Raw genomic sequence first — 17,643 nt, 5'->3', positions numbered from 1 at the left:
GAAATGGGGGTCAGCTCACTTCGTCACGCAGGGAGCGCCATGTCGCCGACCCCTCCGCTCGTCCCCTACCCTCAGCGGATCACCCCCGTAGCGGCCCCTCTCCGGCTGGAGGGCCGGCCGCGCATCGGAGTGTCCTCCGTCGACCTGCTCGAGCTCGGTGAGGTCGTGGCCGGGCTGCTCGCCCTGCTGCACGACGTGAAGCCGACGGTCCAGGTCGCCGACGAGGCCGACCTGCTCCTCGTCCTCGACCACGGGAACAGGGGCTTCGAGGGCCTGGTCATGCCCGGCGGCCTCGACCCGCTGGACCAGGAGGCCGAGACGCGCGAGTGTTACGAGCTGGCGATCGGCGAGAGGTCGGCCACGGTGACTGCCTCCTCGTCCGAGGGGCTGTTCCGCGGCGCGACGACCTTCGCGCAGCTGCTGACCCGACAGGAGCCGGGGCTCGTGGCCCCAGGCGTACGCGTCCTCGACGGGCCCGCCCTGCGCTGGCGCGGGCTGTCCCTGGACGTGGTGCGCAGGTTCTTCCCCGTCGACCAGGTCAAGAAGGTCGTCGACCTGCTGGCGCTGTACAAGTTCAACGTGCTGCACCTGCACCTCACCGACAGCCAGGCCTGGCGGCTGCAGATCTCCGGCAGGCCCGAGCTGACGGACCCGCGCAACTGGCCGGGCGACGAGGGCTCGCGCAACGGCGAAGGCAGGCAGTTCTACACCCACGACGACTTCCGGGAGATCGTCGCCTACGCGGCGGCCCGCTTCGTCACCGTGGTGCCCGAGATCGACATGCCAGGTCACACCCAGGCGGCCGTCCGCGCCTACCCCGAACTGGCGGGCGCCGACGAGCCCGCGCACCCGCTGCTGCGCCACCTCGACCCCAGGGCCGAGGCGACGTACGGCTTCGTGGCGGACGTGCTCGGCGAGGTGGCCGCGCTCACCCCTGGCCCTTTCCTGCACATCGGCGGCGACGAGGCGTTCGGGATGCCGCCGGAGCTGTACGCGCAGTTCGTCGCCAGGTCGCTCGAGCTGGCCAGGGCCACGGGCAAGCGGGTGGTCGCCTGGCAGGAGGCGGCCCGCTCCCTCGCCCTTCAGCCCGAGGACGTGGCGCAGTGCTGGGTCGGCGAAGGCGACGCGTTCGACCCCGAGGCCGCCAGGAAGAGCGCTCCCGCCGAGTACCACCCGCTCATCGACATCGTGGCCGGCTCCTTCGAGCACTCCTCCCGTGACACCCCTCAGGCCGTCGCCGCCGGCGCGTACGTGCTCGCCTCGCCGAGCAGCGTGTTCTACCTCGACCGCCGCTACGCCGAGGAGTCCACGCGAGCCGACCAGAACGAGCGCCGCACCAGGGTGGGCATGGCCTCCTACACGCCACGCACCTGCGAGGAGCTGTTCGGCTGGCGGCCGTCCGAGCTGGCCGAGATCCCCGCCGGGGCGCGGCTGGCGGGGGTGGAGGCGGCGATCTGGTGCGAGAGCGTCACCTCCTTCGACGACCTGGCGTTCCTGCTGCTGCCGAGACTGCCGGGCATCGCGGAGAAGGCGTGGACGCCCCAGGCCACGGAGTGGGCGCACTACCGGGACAGGGTGGGCGCCCACGGTCCGTGGTGGGATCGGCTGGGCTGGGAGGGCTACTACCGCTCGGCGGTCCTGTTCGGCCCGCCGTACTCCAGCTCGAAGGCCTGACGGCGGGCGCGCTGTTCGGCGACGTCGGCCACCGGAGCCGCCAGCAGCAGCCCCCTGGTGTAGGGGTGTCGAGGCTGGCTGGTGACGGTGGCCGCCTGGCCGCTCTCGACGATCTCGCCCCGGTGGATGACGGCGACGCGGTGGCTCACGAAGCGCACCACGGCCAGGTCGTGGGAGATGAACAGGTAGGCGACCCCCGTCTGCTCCTGGATCTCCAGCAGGAGGTCCAGGACGGTCTTCTGGGTGGTGAGGTCGAGCGCCGAGACCGGTTCGTCGCACACGATCAGCTTGGGGTCGATCGCCAGCGCGCGGGCGATCGCCACCCGCTGGCGCTGCCCGCCGGAGAACTCCCTCGGCAGTCGCCGGGCGGCGTCGGCGGGCAGGTGCACCCTGTCGAGCAGCCTGCCGACCCTCAACCGGGCCTCACGGGAGCCGATCCCCTGTCCGAGGAGCGGCTCCGAGAGCGTGTCGCCGATCGTCCTGGACGGGTTCAGCGAGGTGTAGGGGTCCTGGAAGATGACCTGGAGGTCGCGGCCGAGCTCGCGCCTGCGCCTGGCCTTGACCCGGTCGAGGCGCTCGCCGCCGAAGGTGATGGCGCCCGACTGGACGGGCACCAGCCCCAGGATCGCCCTGCCGATGGTGGTCTTGCCCGACCCGGACTCGCCGACCAGTCCGAGGGTCTCGCCGGGAGCGATGTCCAGGCTCACCCCTCGCAGCACCTCGACCCGACGGGCGCCCCACCCCTTCCCGGGAAAGGAGACCCGCAGGTCCTCGACCGTGAGCAGGGCGTTCACTTCGCCTCCAGTGGCAGGACCGCGCTGAGGAGTTCGCGCGTGTAGGGGTCCCTCGGCGTGCTCAGGACCTGCTCGGCCGTGCCGCGCTCGACGATGCGGCCCTCCCGCATCACCGCCACCCTGTCGCACAGGTCGGCGACCACGCCGAGGTTGTGGGTGACCAGCAGGACTCCGAGGTCGTTGTCGCGCTGCAGCCTGCGCAGCAGACCGAGGACCTCCGCCTGGACCCTGACGTCGAGCGCGGTGGTGGGCTCGTCGGCGATGAGGAGCTTCGGGTCGCAGGACATGGCGCCCGCGATGAGGACGCGCTGCGCCATGCCGCCGGAGATCTCGTGCGGGTAGGAGTCGAAGGTCCGCCTGGGGTCGGTGATCTCGACCAGGCGCAGCAGGTCGAGGGCTCGCCTGGTCGCCTCCGCCCTGCGCAGGCCGAGCTTGTAGCGGATGGGCTCGACGAGCTGGCTGCCGATCGTGAAGGCGGGGTCGAGGTTGCTCATCGGTTCCTGCGGAACGTAGGCGACGAGCGTGCCTCTGAGCGCGCGGTGCGCGCGTTCGGGCAGGCCGACGATCTCCTGGCCCTCGATGGTGATGCTGCCGCGGGAGACACGGCCCTTCTCCGGGAGGATGCCGAGGATGGAGAAGGCGGTCTGCGTCTTGCCCGAGCCGGACTCTCCGACCAGGCCGACGATCTCTCCCGCGCGCACGTCGAGGTCGACGCCGCGCACCACCTCGCCGGTCCCCGGATAGGCGACGCCCAGATCGCGCACGGACAGCAGGTGGGCGCGCTCCCCTGCCTGCCCCGCAGCCGGCTTCGACGTCGCGCGGACGTCGGGGACGTGGGGGACGTCGGGGGCGGTGCGTGACGCCGCGGGCGCCGTGCCGCGGTCTTCGAGCACGTCGCGAAGGGCGGCGGCCAGCAGGACCAGCGCGCCGCTGGTCAGGCCGAGCGCGAGACCGGGCCACAGCATCAGCAGCGGGGCGCGCTGGATGTTCTTGAACGCCTCGTTGAGCATGGCGCCCCAGGTCGGGGAGTCGCCGCTGCCGATGCCGAGGAACTCGAGCCCCGCCTGCAGGCTGATGGCGATCCCCGCGACGAGCGCCACCTGGATGATGATCGGGGCCCGCACGACGATGAGGATGTGACGGGAGACGATGCGCGTGTCGCTGAGGCCCGAGACCTTGGCGGCGTCGACGTAGAGCTCTCTTCGCACGTTGGCGACGATGCCGCGCACGAGCCTGAAGAAGCTGGGCGCCACGAGGAAGCCGAGGACGACCATGAGGACCCACACGGTGGAGCCCAGGATGGCGCGCGAGGCCAGCAGCACCACCATCGCGGGCAGCGCCATCACCAGGTTGACGACCCAGCTGGCCGCCGAGTCGAACCAGCCGCCGTAGTATCCCGCGAGCAGGCCGCTCGGCACGCCCAGCACCAGGGCCACGGCGAGGGCGATCACCGCGCCGCCGAGCGTGTTGCGCCCGCCGTACAGGAGTCTGGCCAGGATGTCGCGGCCCGCGGAGTCGTAGCCGAGCGGATGTCCCGCGGCGGGGCCCTCGAAGGCGAGCCGCAGGCTCGACAGGCCGGGCGGCTGCGGGCTGAGGACGGGGGCCAGCAGCACGGCCAGCACCACCGCGGCCAGCAGGAGCGCCGAGATCAGCCCCAGCGGGTGCCTGAGCAGCCTCATGCGATCCTCGCCTTCGGGTTGAGCCAGCCGATCAGGACGTCCACGACGAGGTTGATCAGGATCACGCCGATCACGGTGAACATGACCAGCGCCATGATGATCGGGACGTCGCCCCGGGTGGTGTAGGTGACGGTCATGCTGCCGACGCCGGGCAGCCCGAAGATCTGTTCCACGAGGACGGCGCCGCCGAGCAGCCCGACGAACTGCATGCCGAGCACGGCCAGCGCGGGGGCCGAGGCGTTGCGGACGACGTGGACGAAGACGATCCGCCACGGCGGCAGGCCCCTCGCGCGCAGGGTGCGCACGTAGTCCTGCCGCATGACGTCGATCACCGACCCTCTGACCTGCTGTGCGACCCCAGCGATGGAGCCGATCGACAGCGAGATGACGGGAAGCGTCACGGTGGACAGCCAGCCGGTGAAGGACTGGCTCGGCCCCACGTAGCCGATGGCGGGGAACCAGTTCAGCCGTACGGCGAAGACCAGGACGATGACCAGCGTGACGAGGAAGCCGGGCAGGGCGTAGCCCAGCACGGCGAAGACCTGCACGAACCTGTCGACCGCGCCGCGCCGCACGCCTGCCCACACCCCGAGCAGGAACGACAGCACGGCGGTGACGAGAGTGACTCCGATCATCAGGCTGAGGGTGACGGGCAGCCGGTTGGCGATCGCCCTGAGCACGTTCTCGCTGGTGAACCAGGAGGTGCCGAAGTCGCCTCGCACGGCGGCGCCCAGCCAGTCCAGGTACTGCACCAGGGCGGGGCGGTCCAGGCCGAGCGCCGCGTTCTTGGCGTCGACGAGGTCCTGGGCCGCGCCCTGGCCGAGCAGCTGCCGGCCCACGTCGATGTGCGGGATCGACAGCAGGGTGTAGGAGAGCAGGGAGATCACGAACAGCAGGGCCACCCCCGCCGCGATCCTGCGAAGGATGAAGCTCAGCATGATCAGGCGGCGGGCGCGTAGTTGTAGATGGAGGGCACGGCCATGCCGTCCTGGGGGGTGATGCTCACGCTGCCGTCGGAGACGTGCAGGTAGGTCATCCGGTAGAAGGGCAGGAACCAGCCGTCCTTGACCAAGTGCTCGTTGAGCGCCTGGAGGTCCGCCTTCGCCTCGGCGGCCGGCTTGCTCTGGATCTTGGGCAGCAGGCTCTTCACGGTGGCGTCGGTGTAGCCGAACATGTTGAACGCGCCGGGCAGCACCAGTTCGCCGACGACGACCCAGTCGGTCGAGGCCTGGCCCATGTTCATGACCATGCCGGAAAAGGCGCGGTCCCTGAAGATGCGCTGGACGGCCGAGCCCTGGTCGACGTCGTCCCAGACCAGCTTCACGCCGACGGCGGCGAGGTCGGTCTGCAGCGAGGCGGCCAGCGCCTCGGAGACGATCGCGGGGATGCGCGGCAGCTTGAGGGTGAAGCCGTCGGCGTGGCCGGCCTCCTTGAGCAGTTCGCGCGCCTTGTTCTGGTCGTAGGTGTAGTAGGTGTCGAGTTCGGGCTTGTAGGCGGCGGTGGTGGGCCCGAAGACCTGGCTGGTGACCGTTCCGCGGCCCTGGCGGATCTTGGCCAGCATCGTCTGGCGGTCGATGGCGTGGTTGAGCGCCTGTCGCACGCGGGGGTCGCGCAGCTCTGGGGTGACCGCGCCGGCCCTGTCGAAGAGCAGGATGCCCTGGAAGTCGAAGTCCTGCTTGGTCGTCTTGACGTTCGGGTGGCCCTCGACGCTGATCTGCTGGTCGGCTTCCTGGATGAGGGCGGCGTTGACCTGCCCGGTCTTGACGCCGTTCACGATCGCGGTCTCGTTGTCGAAGTAGCTGATGGCGACCGTGTCATAGGGCAGCTTGCCGCCCCAGTAGCCGGCCGCGCGGTTGAACACCCACTTGGTCCCGATGACGGTCTGGCTCGGGTCCAGCTCGTAGGGTCCTGTGCCGTTGGGCTTGGTCTTCAGCGCCTCGCCCTTGGTGAAGTCCGCGGGGTTGGCCATCAGGCCCGCCGCGTCGCTCAGGTAGTAGAGCATCGCGGAGTTGGGCTGGGAGAGCCGAAGAGTCACGTGCGTGTCGTCGACCACCTCGATGGCCTTGACGTCGTTGAGCGTCTTGGCCTGGGCGCCGCCGCCCTTGCGGAAGCGCTCCATGTTCGCCTTCACGGCCTGCGCGTTGAAGGGGGTGCCGTCGTCGAACTTGACGTCGGAGCGCAGGGTGAGGGCGAGTTGGGTCTGGTCGTCGCTGTACTTCCACTCCGAGGCGAGCATCGGGCTGTAGCGCCCGTCGGGCTCGCGCTTCACGAGGGTGTCGTAGACGGCCTGGAAGAACGGCATGGCGCTGCCGTTGGCGTCGTTGGGGTCGAGGCTCTGCGGCAGGGTCATCGTCGCGATGGTCAGGGTCCTCGAACCCTCGCCCGGCGCCTGGCCGTCGGCGCCCGAGCAGCCCGCGAGCACGGTGGCCGCGGTAAGGAGGGCGATTAGCGCGGGGGATCTGTTCATGACGCTCACTCCGTCTCGGATTTTCGGCGAGCATACATGCAAAACTAACCACGTGGTAGATTTAGTGTGAGCCGCGCTAGTCTCGCCCTCATCAGGCATTCGGATCGCAGAAAGGCTGGTCGGTGAACGCACCGATTCCCCGTCAAGGGACCAAGGGCGAGCGCACCCGCTCACGCATCCTCGACTCAGCCATGGAGCTGTTCTCGCGCTCGGGCTTCTACGCCGTCTCCCTGCGCGACATCGCCGCGCACGCGGGCATGACCCATGCGGGGCTGCTCCACCACTTCCCCGGCAAGGACGACCTTCTCATCCAGGTGCTCGCCCGCCGCGAGCAGGTCGCCGCGGAGCAGGCGCTGTCGTCGGACTCCGACCTCGCGCCCGAGGAGCTCCTCTCCCGCCACCTCGACCAGATCACCCTGAACATGGGGACACCAGGTCTGGTCGGGCTGTTCGTGAAGGTCTCGGGCGAGGCGAGCGACCCCGCCCATCCCGCGCACGACTACTTCGTCCAGCGTTACCGGCGCCTGCGCAAACGGACGGCATGGCTGATGTCCGTCCTGTTCGACCGCGCCACGCCGCCGATCAAGCACGACCCCGACGCCGTCGCCCAGCAGCTCCTCGCCCTGGTGGACGGCCTGCAGACCCAGTGGCTGCTGGATCCGGAGCAGGTCGACATGCGGGCCTCCGTCGTCGCCTTTCTCACCCAGCTCGGATTGGAATTGGAACCGGATGACCGACCTCACCCTTGAGGAGAAGGCCTCGCTCACCTCTGGGAGCGACACCTGGCACACCACGCCCATCGGCGAGGCGGTGCCCGCCCTCACCCTGTCCGACGGACCGCACGGGCTGCGCCGCCAGGCCGAGCGGGGCGACGCCCTCGGGCTCGGCGACAGCGTGCCCGCCACCTGTTTCCCTCCTGCCGTCGCGCTCGGCTCCTCGTGGGACGCCCACCTCGCCCACCGGGTGGGCGCGGCGCTGGCCCGCGAGGCGTGCGCGCTCGGGGTGGACGTCGTGCTCGGTCCCGGCGTGAACATCAAGCGCTCGCCGCTGTGCGGACGCAACTTCGAGTACTTCTCCGAGGACCCCCACCTCACCGGCGTGATGGGCGCGGCCGTCGTCACCGGCATCCAGAGCCTGGGCGTCGGGGCGTGCGTCAAGCACTTCGCGGTCAACAACCAGGAGACCGACCGCATGCGCGTCAGCGCGGACGTCGACGAGCAGAGCCTGCGGGAGATCTACCTGCCCGCCTTCGAGCGGATCGTGCGCGAGGCCAAGCCGTACACGGTGATGTGCTCCTACAACCGCATCAACGGGGTGCATGCGAGCCAGAACCGGTGGCTGCTGACCGAGGTGCTGCGCGAGGAGTGGGGCTTCGACGGGCTGGTGATGTCGGACTGGGGCGCGGTCAACGACCGCGTCGCGGCGCTCGAGGCGGGCCTGGACCTGGAGATGCCTCCGACGGGGACCGACGAGGAGATCGTCGAGGCGGTGCGCTCGGGCCGCCTGCCCGAGGCGGTGCTCGACCTGGCCGCGGGCCGCCTGCTCGAGCTCGTACGGCGGGTCGAGGGCAGAGCCTCGTTCGAAGGGTGGGACCTCGACGCCCACCACGAGCTCGCCCGCGAAGCGGCTCGGGCCTCGGCCGTCCTGCTGAAGAACGACGGCGACGTGCTGCCCCTGCGGCAGGGTCAGCGGGTCGCCGTCGTGGGAGAGCTCGCCCGCACCCCCCGCTACCAGGGCGGCGGCAGCTCCCACGTGTTGCCCACGCGGCTGGACAACGCGTGGGAGGCGCTGGGACGGCCGGCCTTCGCCGCGGGGTACCGGCTGGACGGGCAGCCCGACGCCGGCCTCTCGCGCGAGGCGGTGGCCGCCGCGTCCGAGGCCGACGTGACGCTGGTCTTCCTCGGCCTGCCCGAGGCCGCCGAGTCGGAGGGCTTCGACCGCACCACCATCGAGCTGCCCACCGTCCAGGTCGCTCTCCTGCGCGAGGTGGCCGAGGTCTGCCCGAAGATCGTGGTCGTGCTGGCCAACGGCGGCGTCGTGTCGGTGGCCGAGTGGCAGGAGCACGCCTCGGCGATCCTGGAGGGCTGGCTGCTCGGCCAGGCGGGCGGCTCGGCCCTCGCCGACCTGCTGACGGGGGCGCACAGCCCGTCGGGGCGTCTCACCGAGACGATCCCCAACCGCCTCGCCGACGTCCCCTCGCACCTGCACTTCCCCGGCGGCGACGGGCACGTCCGTTACGGCGAGGGCCGCTACGTCGGCTACCGGCACTACGACACGCTGGACGCCGACGTCGCCTACCCCTTCGGCCACGGGCTGACCTACTCGCGTTTCGCCTACTCCGACCTCGACGCCCGGGAGACGGGCAGCGACGAGTGGAGCGTCGAGGTCACCGTCACCAACGCGGGCGAGCGCTTCGCGCACGAGGTCGTCCAGCTCTACGTGGCCTTCGACGAGGAGCGCCCCTCGCGCCCGCGCCACGAGCTGCGCGGCTTCGCCAAGGTGGGGCTCGAGCCTGGAGACAGCGAGCGGGTCAGCTTCGCCCTCACCGGCAGGGACATCGCCCAGTGGTCGGTCAGCCGCAAGGGATGGCGGATCGACGCGGGCGCCTTCACGGTGGAGGTCGGCGCCTCCTCCCGCGACATCCGCCTGCGCGCCGAGCTGACCAGCAGGGGCGACGGCTACGCGGCCCCGCTGGACCGCATGTCGACGCTGGACGAATGGCTGGCCCACCCCGAGGGCAGCCGGGCGCTGAAGCAGCTGCTCCAGGGCGCGCCCGGCCTCGACCGCACCGATCCCGCCCTGCTCAGGCTGGCGATGGGCATCCCGCTGGCCAAGTTCGCCACCTTCGGGATCGGTCTCACCTCCGAGGTGGTGGACGGGCTCGTCGCCGCCGTCCGCGGGGACGGTTAGTCCAGCCGTCCCGAGCGGGCGATCTCGCCCAGCCAGCGCGCGCTCGGCTTGAGCGTGCGCTGGAAGGTCTCCCTGTCCACCGACACCAGCCCGAAGGTGGGCTCGTAGGAGCCCCACTCGTAGTTGTCCAGCAGCGACCAGTGCAGGTAGCCGCGCACGTCGGCGCCCTCGGCCATCGCCTCGTGCAGCCCGGCCAGGGCGCCGCGGGTGTACTCGACGCGTTCGGCGTCGCGCGCCGTGGCGATGCCGTTCTCCGTAACGAGGATCGGCACGCCTGGCAGTCTGGCCGCGGTGTAGCGCACGGCGTCGCCCAGCGCCGCGGGGTGGAACTCCCAGCCCGTGAGCGTACGGCGGGCCTCGTCCGGCACGGGCAGCGCGCCGTCCTTGCCGATGATGACCCTGGTGTAGGCCTGCACGCCGACGAAGTCGTCGTCCTTGGCGACCTCCAGGAACTGGTCCTCGCGAGGCCGGGCCCACGCGTCGCGTTCGGCGACGGCTCCCTCGGCCGCCTGGAAGTTCTGGCTGGCGATCGTCCAGCCCGACCTCAGTCCCGCGAGCTCCTCGCGGGCGGCCAGGTGGGCGGCGGCCAGAGCGTCGGCCGTCGGCTGGTCGGGTGGCGGCATGGCGCCGGCGACGCCCTCGGTGCGCTCCTTGTCCCTCATCAGGTTCGCCATCATCGCCAGCAGGTTCGGCTCGTTGATGGTGCACACCCACTCGACGCCGCCGAGGATCGGCAGCACCGCGCGCACGTAGCGGCGGAAGCGTCCGACCGCCTCGCCCGACAGCCAGCCGCCGCCCTGCTGGAACCACAGCGGGCTGGTGAAATGGTGCAGCGTCACCACCGGAGTGAGGCCGCGCTCCAGGCAGCCCTCGATCACCCGGCGGTAGTGCGCCAGCGCCGCGTTCGAGAAACGCCCCTCCGCCGGCTCGATCCGCGCCCACTCGAGGCTGAACCTGTAGGAGTTGAGGCCCAGCTCCCGCACGATGTCGAGGTCCTCGGGCCAGCGGTGGTAGCTGTCGCAGGCGTCCCCGCTGCGGTCGGCGAAGAACGTGCCGGGACGGTTCTCCAGGGCCCACAGGTCGCTGGCGACGTTGTTGCCCTCGGTCTGGTGAGCGCTTCCCGCCGCCCCCCACAGGAACCCCTTCGGGAATGAGCGTTCCATCCCGCCTGCCCTTCTGTCTCACAGTATGACGCGCAAAATCTACCACGTGGTTAGTTTTGTGAGATCGTCTGTCGAGGGGGGTCAGGACGGGCAGCCGTCGCCTGTGCTCCTGAACCGGGCGCGGTAGGCCGCGGGGGTCACACCGAGCGCGCGCGCGAAGGCTCTGCGCATCGTCTCGGGTGAGCCGAACCCCGACCTGCGGGCGACCACGTCGAGCGGCTGGTCACCCGTCTCCAGCAGGTTCTTCGCCCGCTCCACGCGCGCCCTCTCGACGTAGCGCGCGGGCGTGGTGCCGAGCTCCTTGCCGAACAGCCTCGTCAGCTGGCGGACGCTCATCCCCGCCCTGCCCGCCATCGCCTCCAGGCCGTGGTCGGCCGAGGGGTCGAGCACGACGGCGTCGAGCGCTGCCCTCAGCGGCTCGCACCGCGGAGCGGGCGCGTTCAACCTGACGCTGAACTGCGACTGGCCGCCTGGGCGCTGCATGAAGACGACCAGATGCTTGGCGACGGTCCTGGCCAGGTCGCTGCCGTGGTCGGCCTCGACCAGGCCGAGCGCCAGGTCGATGCCCGAGCTGATGCCCGCGGAGGTGACCACCTTGCCGTCCCTGACGAAGATGGCGTCGCCGTCCACGCTGATCGTCGGGTAGTCGCGGGCCAGGCGTTCGGCCAGATCCCAGTGGGTGGCGGCCCTGTGCCCGTCGAGCAGCCCCGCGGCCGCCAGGACGAAGGCCCCCGCGCACACCGAGGCCACCTGCTCCGCCTCGCCCGACAGCCGTCTCACCTGGTCGAGAAGGAACAGGTCGGCGGCCGCCGAGCCCACGTCAGGGCTGCCAGGCACGAGCAGCACGTGGACGCAGCCGTGGACGTCCTCCATGGCGACGTCGGCGCCGATCCTGACGCCGCCGCTCGTCACGATGTCACGGCCGCCCGGCGAGGCGACGAGCGGCCGGTAGCCCGCGCCGTGCTCGTTCGCCACGGTGAACACCTCGAGCGGGCCGGTCACGTCGAGCAGGCGGACGCCGTCGTACACGATGACGACCACGGTGCGACCTGCCCGCTCCATGGTGGGATTCATACCCCGCTCGCCCCCGGTCGCCGCGATCAGGAGGCGGGGTGCTCGCGCTGCAGGAGCGCGGCGAGCGCGGCCAGGGCGAGCAGCCCGGCCGACAGCCACAGGCCGCGGGCGATACCGCCTTCGCCGTCCGACATCAGGCCCGACAGCAGCGGGCCGACGGCCTGCCCGACGGAGAAGGCGACGGTCAGCAGGGCGATGCCCGCCGTCCAGACGGCATGAGGCAGCATGCGCCGCGCGATGACGGTCGCGGCCGTGGGGCCCGCCATGAAGCCCGCGCCGAAGACGACGGCGGACAGGAGCGCGGCGCCCGGGCCTGGCGGCATGAGCAGGACGGGAAGGACGCCCAGGAAGACCAGCACGGCGACGAGGGCGGGCGCCAGCCCTGCGCGCAGGAACCCGCACAGACGGCCCCACACGGTCAGCGTCGCGACCACCGACGAGAGGCCGAGGACGACGAAGAAGAGCGCGGTCGTCGACGCGCCGAGCCCCTGCGACCTCAGCAGCGCGACCACGAAGGTCATGTAGCTGACGTAGCCCGCGCCGAACAGGACGTACCAGACGAACGTCGGCCCGAGGCGGCGCAGCTGCGCGGCAGGCAGCGTGCTCGCGTGGGCGCCGCTCGCCTCGGGCACCGCCCTGGCGCCGAGCCAGGCGGGGACGAGCGCGATCACGGCCAGCACGCCCATGAGCAGCCAGCCCATCCGCCAGCCCGCCTCGCCCAAGGACAGCGCGGCGGGAACGACCAGGCCCGAGATGACCACGCCGATGCCCACGCCCGCCATGTAGACGGCGACGAGCGACGCCGAACGGCGCTGCGGAGCGCCGACGGCGATGCGCGAGACCAGCGCCGAGCCCACCACGAAGGCGACCGCGGTGCTGAACCCTCCGGCGAACCGCAGGGCGAGCAGGACCGTCAGGTCCGCCGTCGCCGCGGTGGCGAGCAGCGCGACAGCGCTGATCGCGAGGCTCCACAGGAAGGCGGACCTGCCTCCGCTCCTCCTGGCCCAGAAGGCGGCGCTCGCGGCGCCCAGGATGTATCCGAGGGCGTTGGCGGTGTTCATGCCGCCTGCCTGGGCGTAGCTCCAGTGCAGCTCCCTGTGCATGGGCGGCAGCAGCAACGCGTAGGCGAAGCGGGTGAATCCGAGTGCCACGACAGGTCCCGCTGCCAGGCCGAGCGCGACCAGCGCCTGCCCGGCCCTGCTCGTCCGCCCTTCGGCGGAGATCGCGGTCATGGTCTCTCCTTTCGTCGGATGTCACCTCTCATCAAGTCGGAGACCGCTCCCTGCCATGGCCGTGGTTCTGGACGTGCGTCCCTCGGATCCGGCCATGGCTTCTGCGATCATGTCGGGGTGAACCAGAAGAGATTGAGCCGCAAGGAGATCTCCGACGCCGTCGACGGCCTGGGGTGGCGCTTCGTCCTCGGGGTCGTCCGCACCTCTGTGCCCGTCACCTCGCTCGCGCAGGCGGCCGAGGTCGCCGCGCGCGCGGTGGCCGCGGCCGGCGAAGAGGGCGAGGCGAGCCTCTGGCTGGACGTCCGGAAGGACCAGGTGATCCTCACCCTGCAGTCGCTCGCCACCGGCTGGGTGAGCGCGCTCGAGCTCGAGCTCGCCCACAGCGTCACCGCGGCCGTGAGCGAACTCGGGCTGCGCACGGACCCCGGGACCGGCGGCCAGGGGCCTCGGTCGGTCCAGATGGTCGAGATCGCTATCGACGCGCTCGACATCGCCGCGATCCGTCCGTTCTGGAAGGCGGTGATGGGATACGGCGACGAGGCGGAGGCGCACGGCCCAGAGGATCCGCTCGTCGACCCCGCCGCTCAGGGGCCGGCGATCTGGTTCCAGCAGATGGACGAGGCGCGGCCGCAGCGCAACCGGATCCATTTCGACGTCTCCGTCCCGCACGACGAGGCCGCCCGGCGCATCGGGGCCGCGCTGGCCGCCGGCGGGGTGCTGCTGTCCGACACCGCGGCGCCTGCCTTCTGGGTGCTGGCGGACGTGGAGGGCAACGAGGTGTGCGTGACGACCTGGCAGGGCAGGGACTGAGCCGTCCTGCCGCGCCACCGGCGACGACTCCCCTGCCCGCGCCGACGCCCCGTGGGCGAACATCCGGCAGCACACGGGCGGGCCCCTCCCGCTGATCACAAAGGCGGTCATCATCCCGCGTTCGATGACGGCCTCGTCGTTCACATCAGGTTTGCAGGGGCCCGCCTAGGTTCGCCCCCATGCAAAGGTCCTTTCTGGCAATCGCCGCCGCGACGGTGGTGACCGTCCTGGCCGCGTGCACCGCCGATCAGGGCGTCCCTCGGCGTGGACCGGCCGCCGCCGCGGCCGAACGGTGCGAGCCCGGGCTCGACAAGGCGTTCGGCGCCTGGGCCGAGGCGGGGTTCAGCGGATCCATCGCGATCTCGAAGGCCGGCAGGTTCGAGTGCCTGGCCGCCTACGGGTCGGCGGACGACGCCGCGGGCAGGGCGAACACCCCCGAGACAGTCTTCAGCATCGGCTCGATCACCAAGGCGTTCACGGCCGCGGCCGTCCTCCGCCTCCTCGACGAGGGGAAGCTGTCGCTGGACGACCGGGCGGGGAAGGTCCTGCCCGAGCTGGACGGTCCCGTCGCCAAGGCCACGATCAGGCAGTTGCTGCTGCACACCAGCGGCCTCAACGGCTCGCACGGCAGGGACTACGAGCCGCTCGACAGGGACTCTGCCGTGGCTGCGATCGGCAGGCTGACGCTCGCCTTCGCACCGGGCTCCGGATACGTCTACTCCAACGCCGGATACACCCTGCTCGCGCTCATCGTCGAGAAGGCGTCGGGCACGAGCTACAGGAAGTACGTGGCCGAGAACCTGCTGCGGCTGCCGGGCCGTCGCGTCGCGGGAGGGTTCTGGAGCGGCGAGCCCGCCGCGCGGGGGCCCCGCGCCGTCGGCTATCACGATGACGGGCGAACGGGCGAACGCGGCGACTTCCGTGGACCGTACTGGGGGATGGAGGGCAACGGTGGCCTCGCCATGACCACCGCGGACCTGGCGTCCTGGGCGCACGCGCTGTTCACCGGGGGGCTGGTCTCGCGCAGGGCGGCCGAGCTCATCGCCGGCCCTGGCCACGACCTGGGCGGCGGCCGCGCCGAGACGCCGGGGTGGGTCGCCTTCGACAGCTCCGTGTACGGCGAGCCGTTCCTCAGCACCGCGGGAGGCGGCGGCGAGGTGGGGCACAACGCTGTGGTCGTGTGGGTTCCTGGACAGCGGCGGGTGATCGCCGTCGCGTCCAACAAGGCGCGGGTGAGCGCCGAGGAGTTGCTGCAGGCGGTGGGCCCCGCGCTGCTCGCTGGTCGCCCCGTGCCCGTACCCGACGCTCCCGCCGGCGCCGGCGACGGTGATCTCGCCTCCGCCACCGGGTCGTACGAGCTGGAGACAGGAGGCTCGTACCAGGTGAGCGCGAAGGAGGGCGAGCTGACAATCACCGCCAGGGGCGCCGACGCCGTGACGGCGCTGTTCCCTCCGCGCGGCGAGGTCGATCTCCGCGAGCACGAACGGCGCGTCCTCGCCCTGCTGGACGGCCGGACGCAGGAGGGCCGCGAGGAACGCGCGAACCTCCAGAAGGCCTTCGGCGCGTTCACCGGTGTCGCGCTCGCGGGCAGCGTGGTCGACGATGGCGAGGTGCGCACCTACGTCACCATCAGCACGGAGAGACGGCCCGTCACCGCCTGGTACGCCGTCAACGAGCATGGCGGCATCCATGCCGCCGAGCTGCGGCCCGAGCCGCCGCGGCTGACGCTCGTGCCCGACGGGGGCGGCCGATATCGTCCCGACGACCCGGCGGGCACCGGCCCGGAGGTGTCGGTCGCCTTCCGCGACCGGCGCATGAGCATCACCCGCTCGGGCAGGCACGGCGGGACCTCCGTCGCCCGTGCGACCGGCTGACCGGCCGCTCATGCGCATCCTGCTCATCGAGGACGACCCCGACCTGGCCGAGGTCGTCGCCCTCGGCCTGCGCAACGAGTCGTACGCGGTCGATCTCGCCACGACGTACGCCGAGGCCGAGGAGTCCCTCCTGTCCACCGTCTACGACGTGGCGTGCTTCGACCTCGGGCTGCCCGACGGCGAAGGGCTCGACCTGCTGCGCAGGCTGACGCGCGACCCCGAGCTGCGCAGGCCCAGGCGCACGATCGTGCTCACCGCCCGCGACGCCGTCGCCGACCGGGTGGCCGGGCTCGACGCGGGCGCCGACGACTACCTCGTCAAGCCGTTCCACTTCGCCGAGCTCGTGGCCAGGGTGCGGGCGCTGAGCCGTCGAGACGACGCCCGGGGAACGACGCTCAGTGTGGGCGAGCTGACGCTCGACCTCGCCACGCACACGGCCTGGCGCTCCGGCGCCGAACTCGATCTCACCCCGCGGGAGTTCTCGCTGCTGCGCTACTTCATGCACCACCCGGGCGAGGTGCTGTCGGCCGAGGACCTGCTGGAGCACGTATGGGACTCCCACGCCAACCCCTTCACCGCCTCGGTGCGGGTGATCCTCAGCCGGCTGCGCAGGAAGCTGGGCGAGCCCGCGCTGATCGTCACGATCACCGGGGCCGGCTACCGGCTCAGGGCGGAGCCGTCGTGACCCGTCCCTGGCGGTCGCTGCGGGCCGGGCTCGCCGTCCTCGGCTTCCTCGCGATCTACCTTCCCGCTCTCCTGTTGTTCGGCGTGGTGCTCGTGACCGACACCGAGACGACCTTCCAGACGATCGACGGCGTCGAGAGCGTCAGGAGCGTGTCCGCGCACCGGTCCGCCTGGCCCACCTGGACCATTGTGGCCCTGGCCCCCGCGGCCGCCGCCGTGGCCTGGTGGTGGGCGGGCAGGGCCGTACGACCCCTTGACAGGGTGCGGGCGGTCGCCGAGGACATCGGCGCCACGGACCTGGGCCGGCGCATCGCGCTCGACGGAGGGCCCGCGGAGGTGGTGGCTCTGGCGGCCAGCTTCGACGCCATGCTCGACCGGCTGGAGCAGGCCGCCGCGACGCAACGACGGCTGATCGAGGAGACCAGCCACGAGCTGCGGATGCCGCTGGCGGTGCTGATGACCAACGCCGAGGTGCTGCTCGCCCACCCCTCCCCCACCCTCGAGGTCTACCGCGGGGGGCTGCTGCGCTCGCAGGCCGCGGCCGCCAGGCTCCAGACGACGATCGACGAGCTGCTGGCCGAGGCTCGTGGCCGGGCCCGCGCCATCGACCGCAGGCCGTCCGACCTGGTGGCGGTCGTGGGCGGCGTCGTCGACCACGCCGCGCCACTGGCGGCGGGGAAGGAGATCGCGCTGTCCGTCAGCGGGCCCGCGGTCGCCGAGTGCTCCATCGACGAGCCCACCGTGAGTCGCGCCCTCTCCAACCTCATTGACAACGCCGTGAGATACGCCCCGCCAGGCACGGCCGTGGAGATCGCGATCGAAGCCGCCGACGCCGAGGTCGCCGTGACCGTGACCGACCACGGCGCGGGCATCGCCGCCGAGGAGCGGGAGCGGATCTTCCAGCGGTTCTGGCGCGGTAGGCGCGACGTCCCTGGCACCGGTCTCGGGCTGCCGATCGCGAGGCAGATCGCCCTGGCCCACGGCGGCGACCTCGTCGTCACCTCCCCTGGCCCCTCGGGCGACGGCTGCGCCTTCCGCCTCACCCTGCGCCGCTGAGCGGTCCGGCCTTCACCCCTTCGGCTGGGAGCCGTGGTAGCAGGTCCCGCCGGGGGCCCGGGTCACCAGCTGCCCCGCCGCTCGAACGGCCCACGAGCGGCCCACGAGCGGCCCGGGCCACGGCCCCGTCGTCAGCGGGGAGTGGTCGCCGTCGGGGTGAAGGGCGCGCCGTGGCCGGGGACGATGACGTCGGCGACGGCCAGCACGCGCTCCCTGCTGGCCCGCA

The 17,643-nt window shown here is 71.7% G+C and carries 14 protein-coding genes; 7 read left to right on the top strand and 7 right to left on the bottom strand.

Features of this window, described 5'->3' with window-relative positions:
- Nucleotides 1-39: 39 nt before the first annotated feature.
- Nucleotides 40-1,674: a family 20 glycosylhydrolase gene (locus ABFX50_RS39895; protein ID WP_346154078.1), complete on the top strand. Its 1,635-nt coding sequence runs from the start codon at nucleotides 40-42 to the stop codon at nucleotides 1,672-1,674.
- Here ABFX50_RS39895 and ABFX50_RS39890 read toward each other — a convergent pair.
- The 4 genes from ABFX50_RS39890 to ABFX50_RS39875 are packed head-to-tail and all read right to left on the bottom strand — an operon-like array spanning nucleotide 1,623 to nucleotide 6,614.
- Nucleotides 1,623-2,468 (bottom strand): ATP-binding cassette domain-containing protein, encoded by an 846-nt coding sequence (locus ABFX50_RS39890; protein ID WP_346154076.1) that lies wholly within the window; start codon nucleotides 2,466-2,468, stop codon nucleotides 1,623-1,625. The genes ABFX50_RS39895 and ABFX50_RS39890 overlap by 52 nt on opposite strands.
- On the bottom strand, nucleotides 2,465-4,147 hold the full coding sequence (locus ABFX50_RS39885; protein WP_346154074.1) for a dipeptide/oligopeptide/nickel ABC transporter permease/ATP-binding protein: 1,683 nt from the start codon (nucleotides 4,145-4,147) through the stop codon (nucleotides 2,465-2,467). The genes ABFX50_RS39890 and ABFX50_RS39885 overlap by 4 nt, the downstream gene beginning before the upstream one ends.
- Nucleotides 4,144-5,085: an ABC transporter permease gene (locus ABFX50_RS39880; protein ID WP_346119842.1), complete on the bottom strand. Its 942-nt coding sequence runs from the start codon at nucleotides 5,083-5,085 to the stop codon at nucleotides 4,144-4,146. Before ABFX50_RS39880 ends, ABFX50_RS39885 begins: the two co-directional genes overlap by 4 nt.
- A gap of 2 nt (nucleotides 5,086-5,087) precedes the next feature.
- Nucleotides 5,088-6,614 (bottom strand): ABC transporter substrate-binding protein, encoded by a 1,527-nt coding sequence (locus ABFX50_RS39875; protein ID WP_346154073.1) that lies wholly within the window; start codon nucleotides 6,612-6,614, stop codon nucleotides 5,088-5,090.
- A gap of 122 nt (nucleotides 6,615-6,736) precedes the next feature.
- On the opposite strand from ABFX50_RS39875, the gene ABFX50_RS39870 reads away from it, so the two are divergent.
- Complete coding sequence (locus tag ABFX50_RS39870) at nucleotides 6,737-7,363, top strand: TetR/AcrR family transcriptional regulator (protein WP_312895291.1); 627 nt, start codon at nucleotides 6,737-6,739, stop codon at nucleotides 7,361-7,363.
- Nucleotides 7,344-9,524 (top strand): glycoside hydrolase family 3 C-terminal domain-containing protein, encoded by a 2,181-nt coding sequence (locus ABFX50_RS39865; RefSeq protein ID WP_346154071.1) that lies wholly within the window; start codon nucleotides 7,344-7,346, stop codon nucleotides 9,522-9,524. Before ABFX50_RS39870 ends, ABFX50_RS39865 begins: the two co-directional genes overlap by 20 nt.
- Here the strand turns inward: ABFX50_RS39865 and ABFX50_RS39860 are convergent.
- The 3 genes from ABFX50_RS39860 to ABFX50_RS39850 all read right to left on the bottom strand — a co-directional run bounded on the left by ABFX50_RS39860 (nucleotide 9,521) and on the right by ABFX50_RS39850 (nucleotide 12,993).
- Nucleotides 9,521-10,687: a glycoside hydrolase family 1 protein gene (locus ABFX50_RS39860; RefSeq protein WP_346154069.1), complete on the bottom strand. Its 1,167-nt coding sequence runs from the start codon at nucleotides 10,685-10,687 to the stop codon at nucleotides 9,521-9,523. The genes ABFX50_RS39865 and ABFX50_RS39860 overlap by 4 nt on opposite strands.
- A gap of 81 nt (nucleotides 10,688-10,768) precedes the next feature.
- Complete coding sequence (locus ABFX50_RS39855; RefSeq protein WP_346154067.1) at nucleotides 10,769-11,749, bottom strand: GlxA family transcriptional regulator; 981 nt, start codon at nucleotides 11,747-11,749, stop codon at nucleotides 10,769-10,771.
- Between the two features lie 38 nt (nucleotides 11,750-11,787).
- Entirely contained in the window at nucleotides 11,788-12,993 is a 1,206-nt protein-coding gene (locus tag ABFX50_RS39850) for a YbfB/YjiJ family MFS transporter (RefSeq protein ID WP_346154065.1), read from the bottom strand.
- A gap of 117 nt (nucleotides 12,994-13,110) precedes the next feature.
- On the opposite strand from ABFX50_RS39850, the gene ABFX50_RS39845 reads away from it, so the two are divergent.
- The 4 genes from ABFX50_RS39845 to ABFX50_RS39830 all read left to right on the top strand — a co-directional run bounded on the left by ABFX50_RS39845 (nucleotide 13,111) and on the right by ABFX50_RS39830 (nucleotide 17,417).
- Nucleotides 13,111-13,803, top strand: coding sequence for a VOC family protein (locus ABFX50_RS39845; protein ID WP_346154063.1), 693 nt, complete (start codon nucleotides 13,111-13,113; stop codon nucleotides 13,801-13,803).
- A 179-nt stretch (nucleotides 13,804-13,982) separates the two neighbouring features.
- Nucleotides 13,983-15,677 (top strand): serine hydrolase domain-containing protein, encoded by a 1,695-nt coding sequence (locus tag ABFX50_RS39840; protein WP_346154061.1) that lies wholly within the window; start codon nucleotides 13,983-13,985, stop codon nucleotides 15,675-15,677.
- 10 nt (nucleotides 15,678-15,687) lie between these two features.
- On the top strand, nucleotides 15,688-16,362 hold the full coding sequence (locus ABFX50_RS39835) for a response regulator transcription factor (protein ID WP_346154059.1): 675 nt from the start codon (nucleotides 15,688-15,690) through the stop codon (nucleotides 16,360-16,362).
- Nucleotides 16,359-17,417, top strand: a complete 1,059-nt coding sequence (locus ABFX50_RS39830) for a HAMP domain-containing sensor histidine kinase (protein WP_346154057.1) — start codon at nucleotides 16,359-16,361, stop codon at nucleotides 17,415-17,417. Before ABFX50_RS39835 ends, ABFX50_RS39830 begins: the two co-directional genes overlap by 4 nt.
- Nucleotides 17,418-17,643: the final 226 nt, after the last annotated feature.

Origin of the sequence: Nonomuraea recticatena, from assembly GCF_039533245.1 — a bacterium.
GTDB lineage: Bacteria > Actinomycetota > Actinomycetes > Streptosporangiales > Streptosporangiaceae > Nonomuraea > Nonomuraea roseola.
The sequence above is the reverse complement of the archived record's forward strand: the minus strand, read 5'-3'. Positions and strand labels throughout refer to the sequence as shown.

What these genes read in the sequence shown, in the direction of transcription:
- ABFX50_RS39895 (WP_346154078.1), top strand. Translation starts at nt 40, where the DNA reads ATGTCGCCGACCCCTCCGCTCGTCCCCTACCCTCAGCGGATCACCCCC.
- ABFX50_RS39885 (WP_346154074.1), bottom strand. Translation starts at nt 4,147, where the DNA reads ATGAGGCTGCTCAGGCACCCGCTGGGGCTGATCTCGGCGCTCCTGCTG.
- ABFX50_RS39880 (WP_346119842.1), bottom strand. Translation starts at nt 5,085, where the DNA reads ATGCTGAGCTTCATCCTTCGCAGGATCGCGGCGGGGGTGGCCCTGCTG.
- ABFX50_RS39875 (WP_346154073.1), bottom strand. Translation starts at nt 6,614, where the DNA reads ATGAACAGATCCCCCGCGCTAATCGCCCTCCTTACCGCGGCCACCGTG.
- ABFX50_RS39865 (WP_346154071.1), top strand. Translation starts at nt 7,344, where the DNA reads ATGACCGACCTCACCCTTGAGGAGAAGGCCTCGCTCACCTCTGGGAGC.
- ABFX50_RS39860 (WP_346154069.1), bottom strand. Translation starts at nt 10,687, where the DNA reads ATGGAACGCTCATTCCCGAAGGGGTTCCTGTGGGGGGCGGCGGGAAGC.
- ABFX50_RS39855 (WP_346154067.1), bottom strand. Translation starts at nt 11,749, where the DNA reads ATGGAGCGGGCAGGTCGCACCGTGGTCGTCATCGTGTACGACGGCGTC.
- ABFX50_RS39850 (WP_346154065.1), bottom strand. Translation starts at nt 12,993, where the DNA reads ATGACCGCGATCTCCGCCGAAGGGCGGACGAGCAGGGCCGGGCAGGCG.
- ABFX50_RS39840 (WP_346154061.1), top strand. Translation starts at nt 13,983, where the DNA reads ATGCAAAGGTCCTTTCTGGCAATCGCCGCCGCGACGGTGGTGACCGTC.
- ABFX50_RS39835 (WP_346154059.1), top strand. Translation starts at nt 15,688, where the DNA reads ATGCGCATCCTGCTCATCGAGGACGACCCCGACCTGGCCGAGGTCGTC.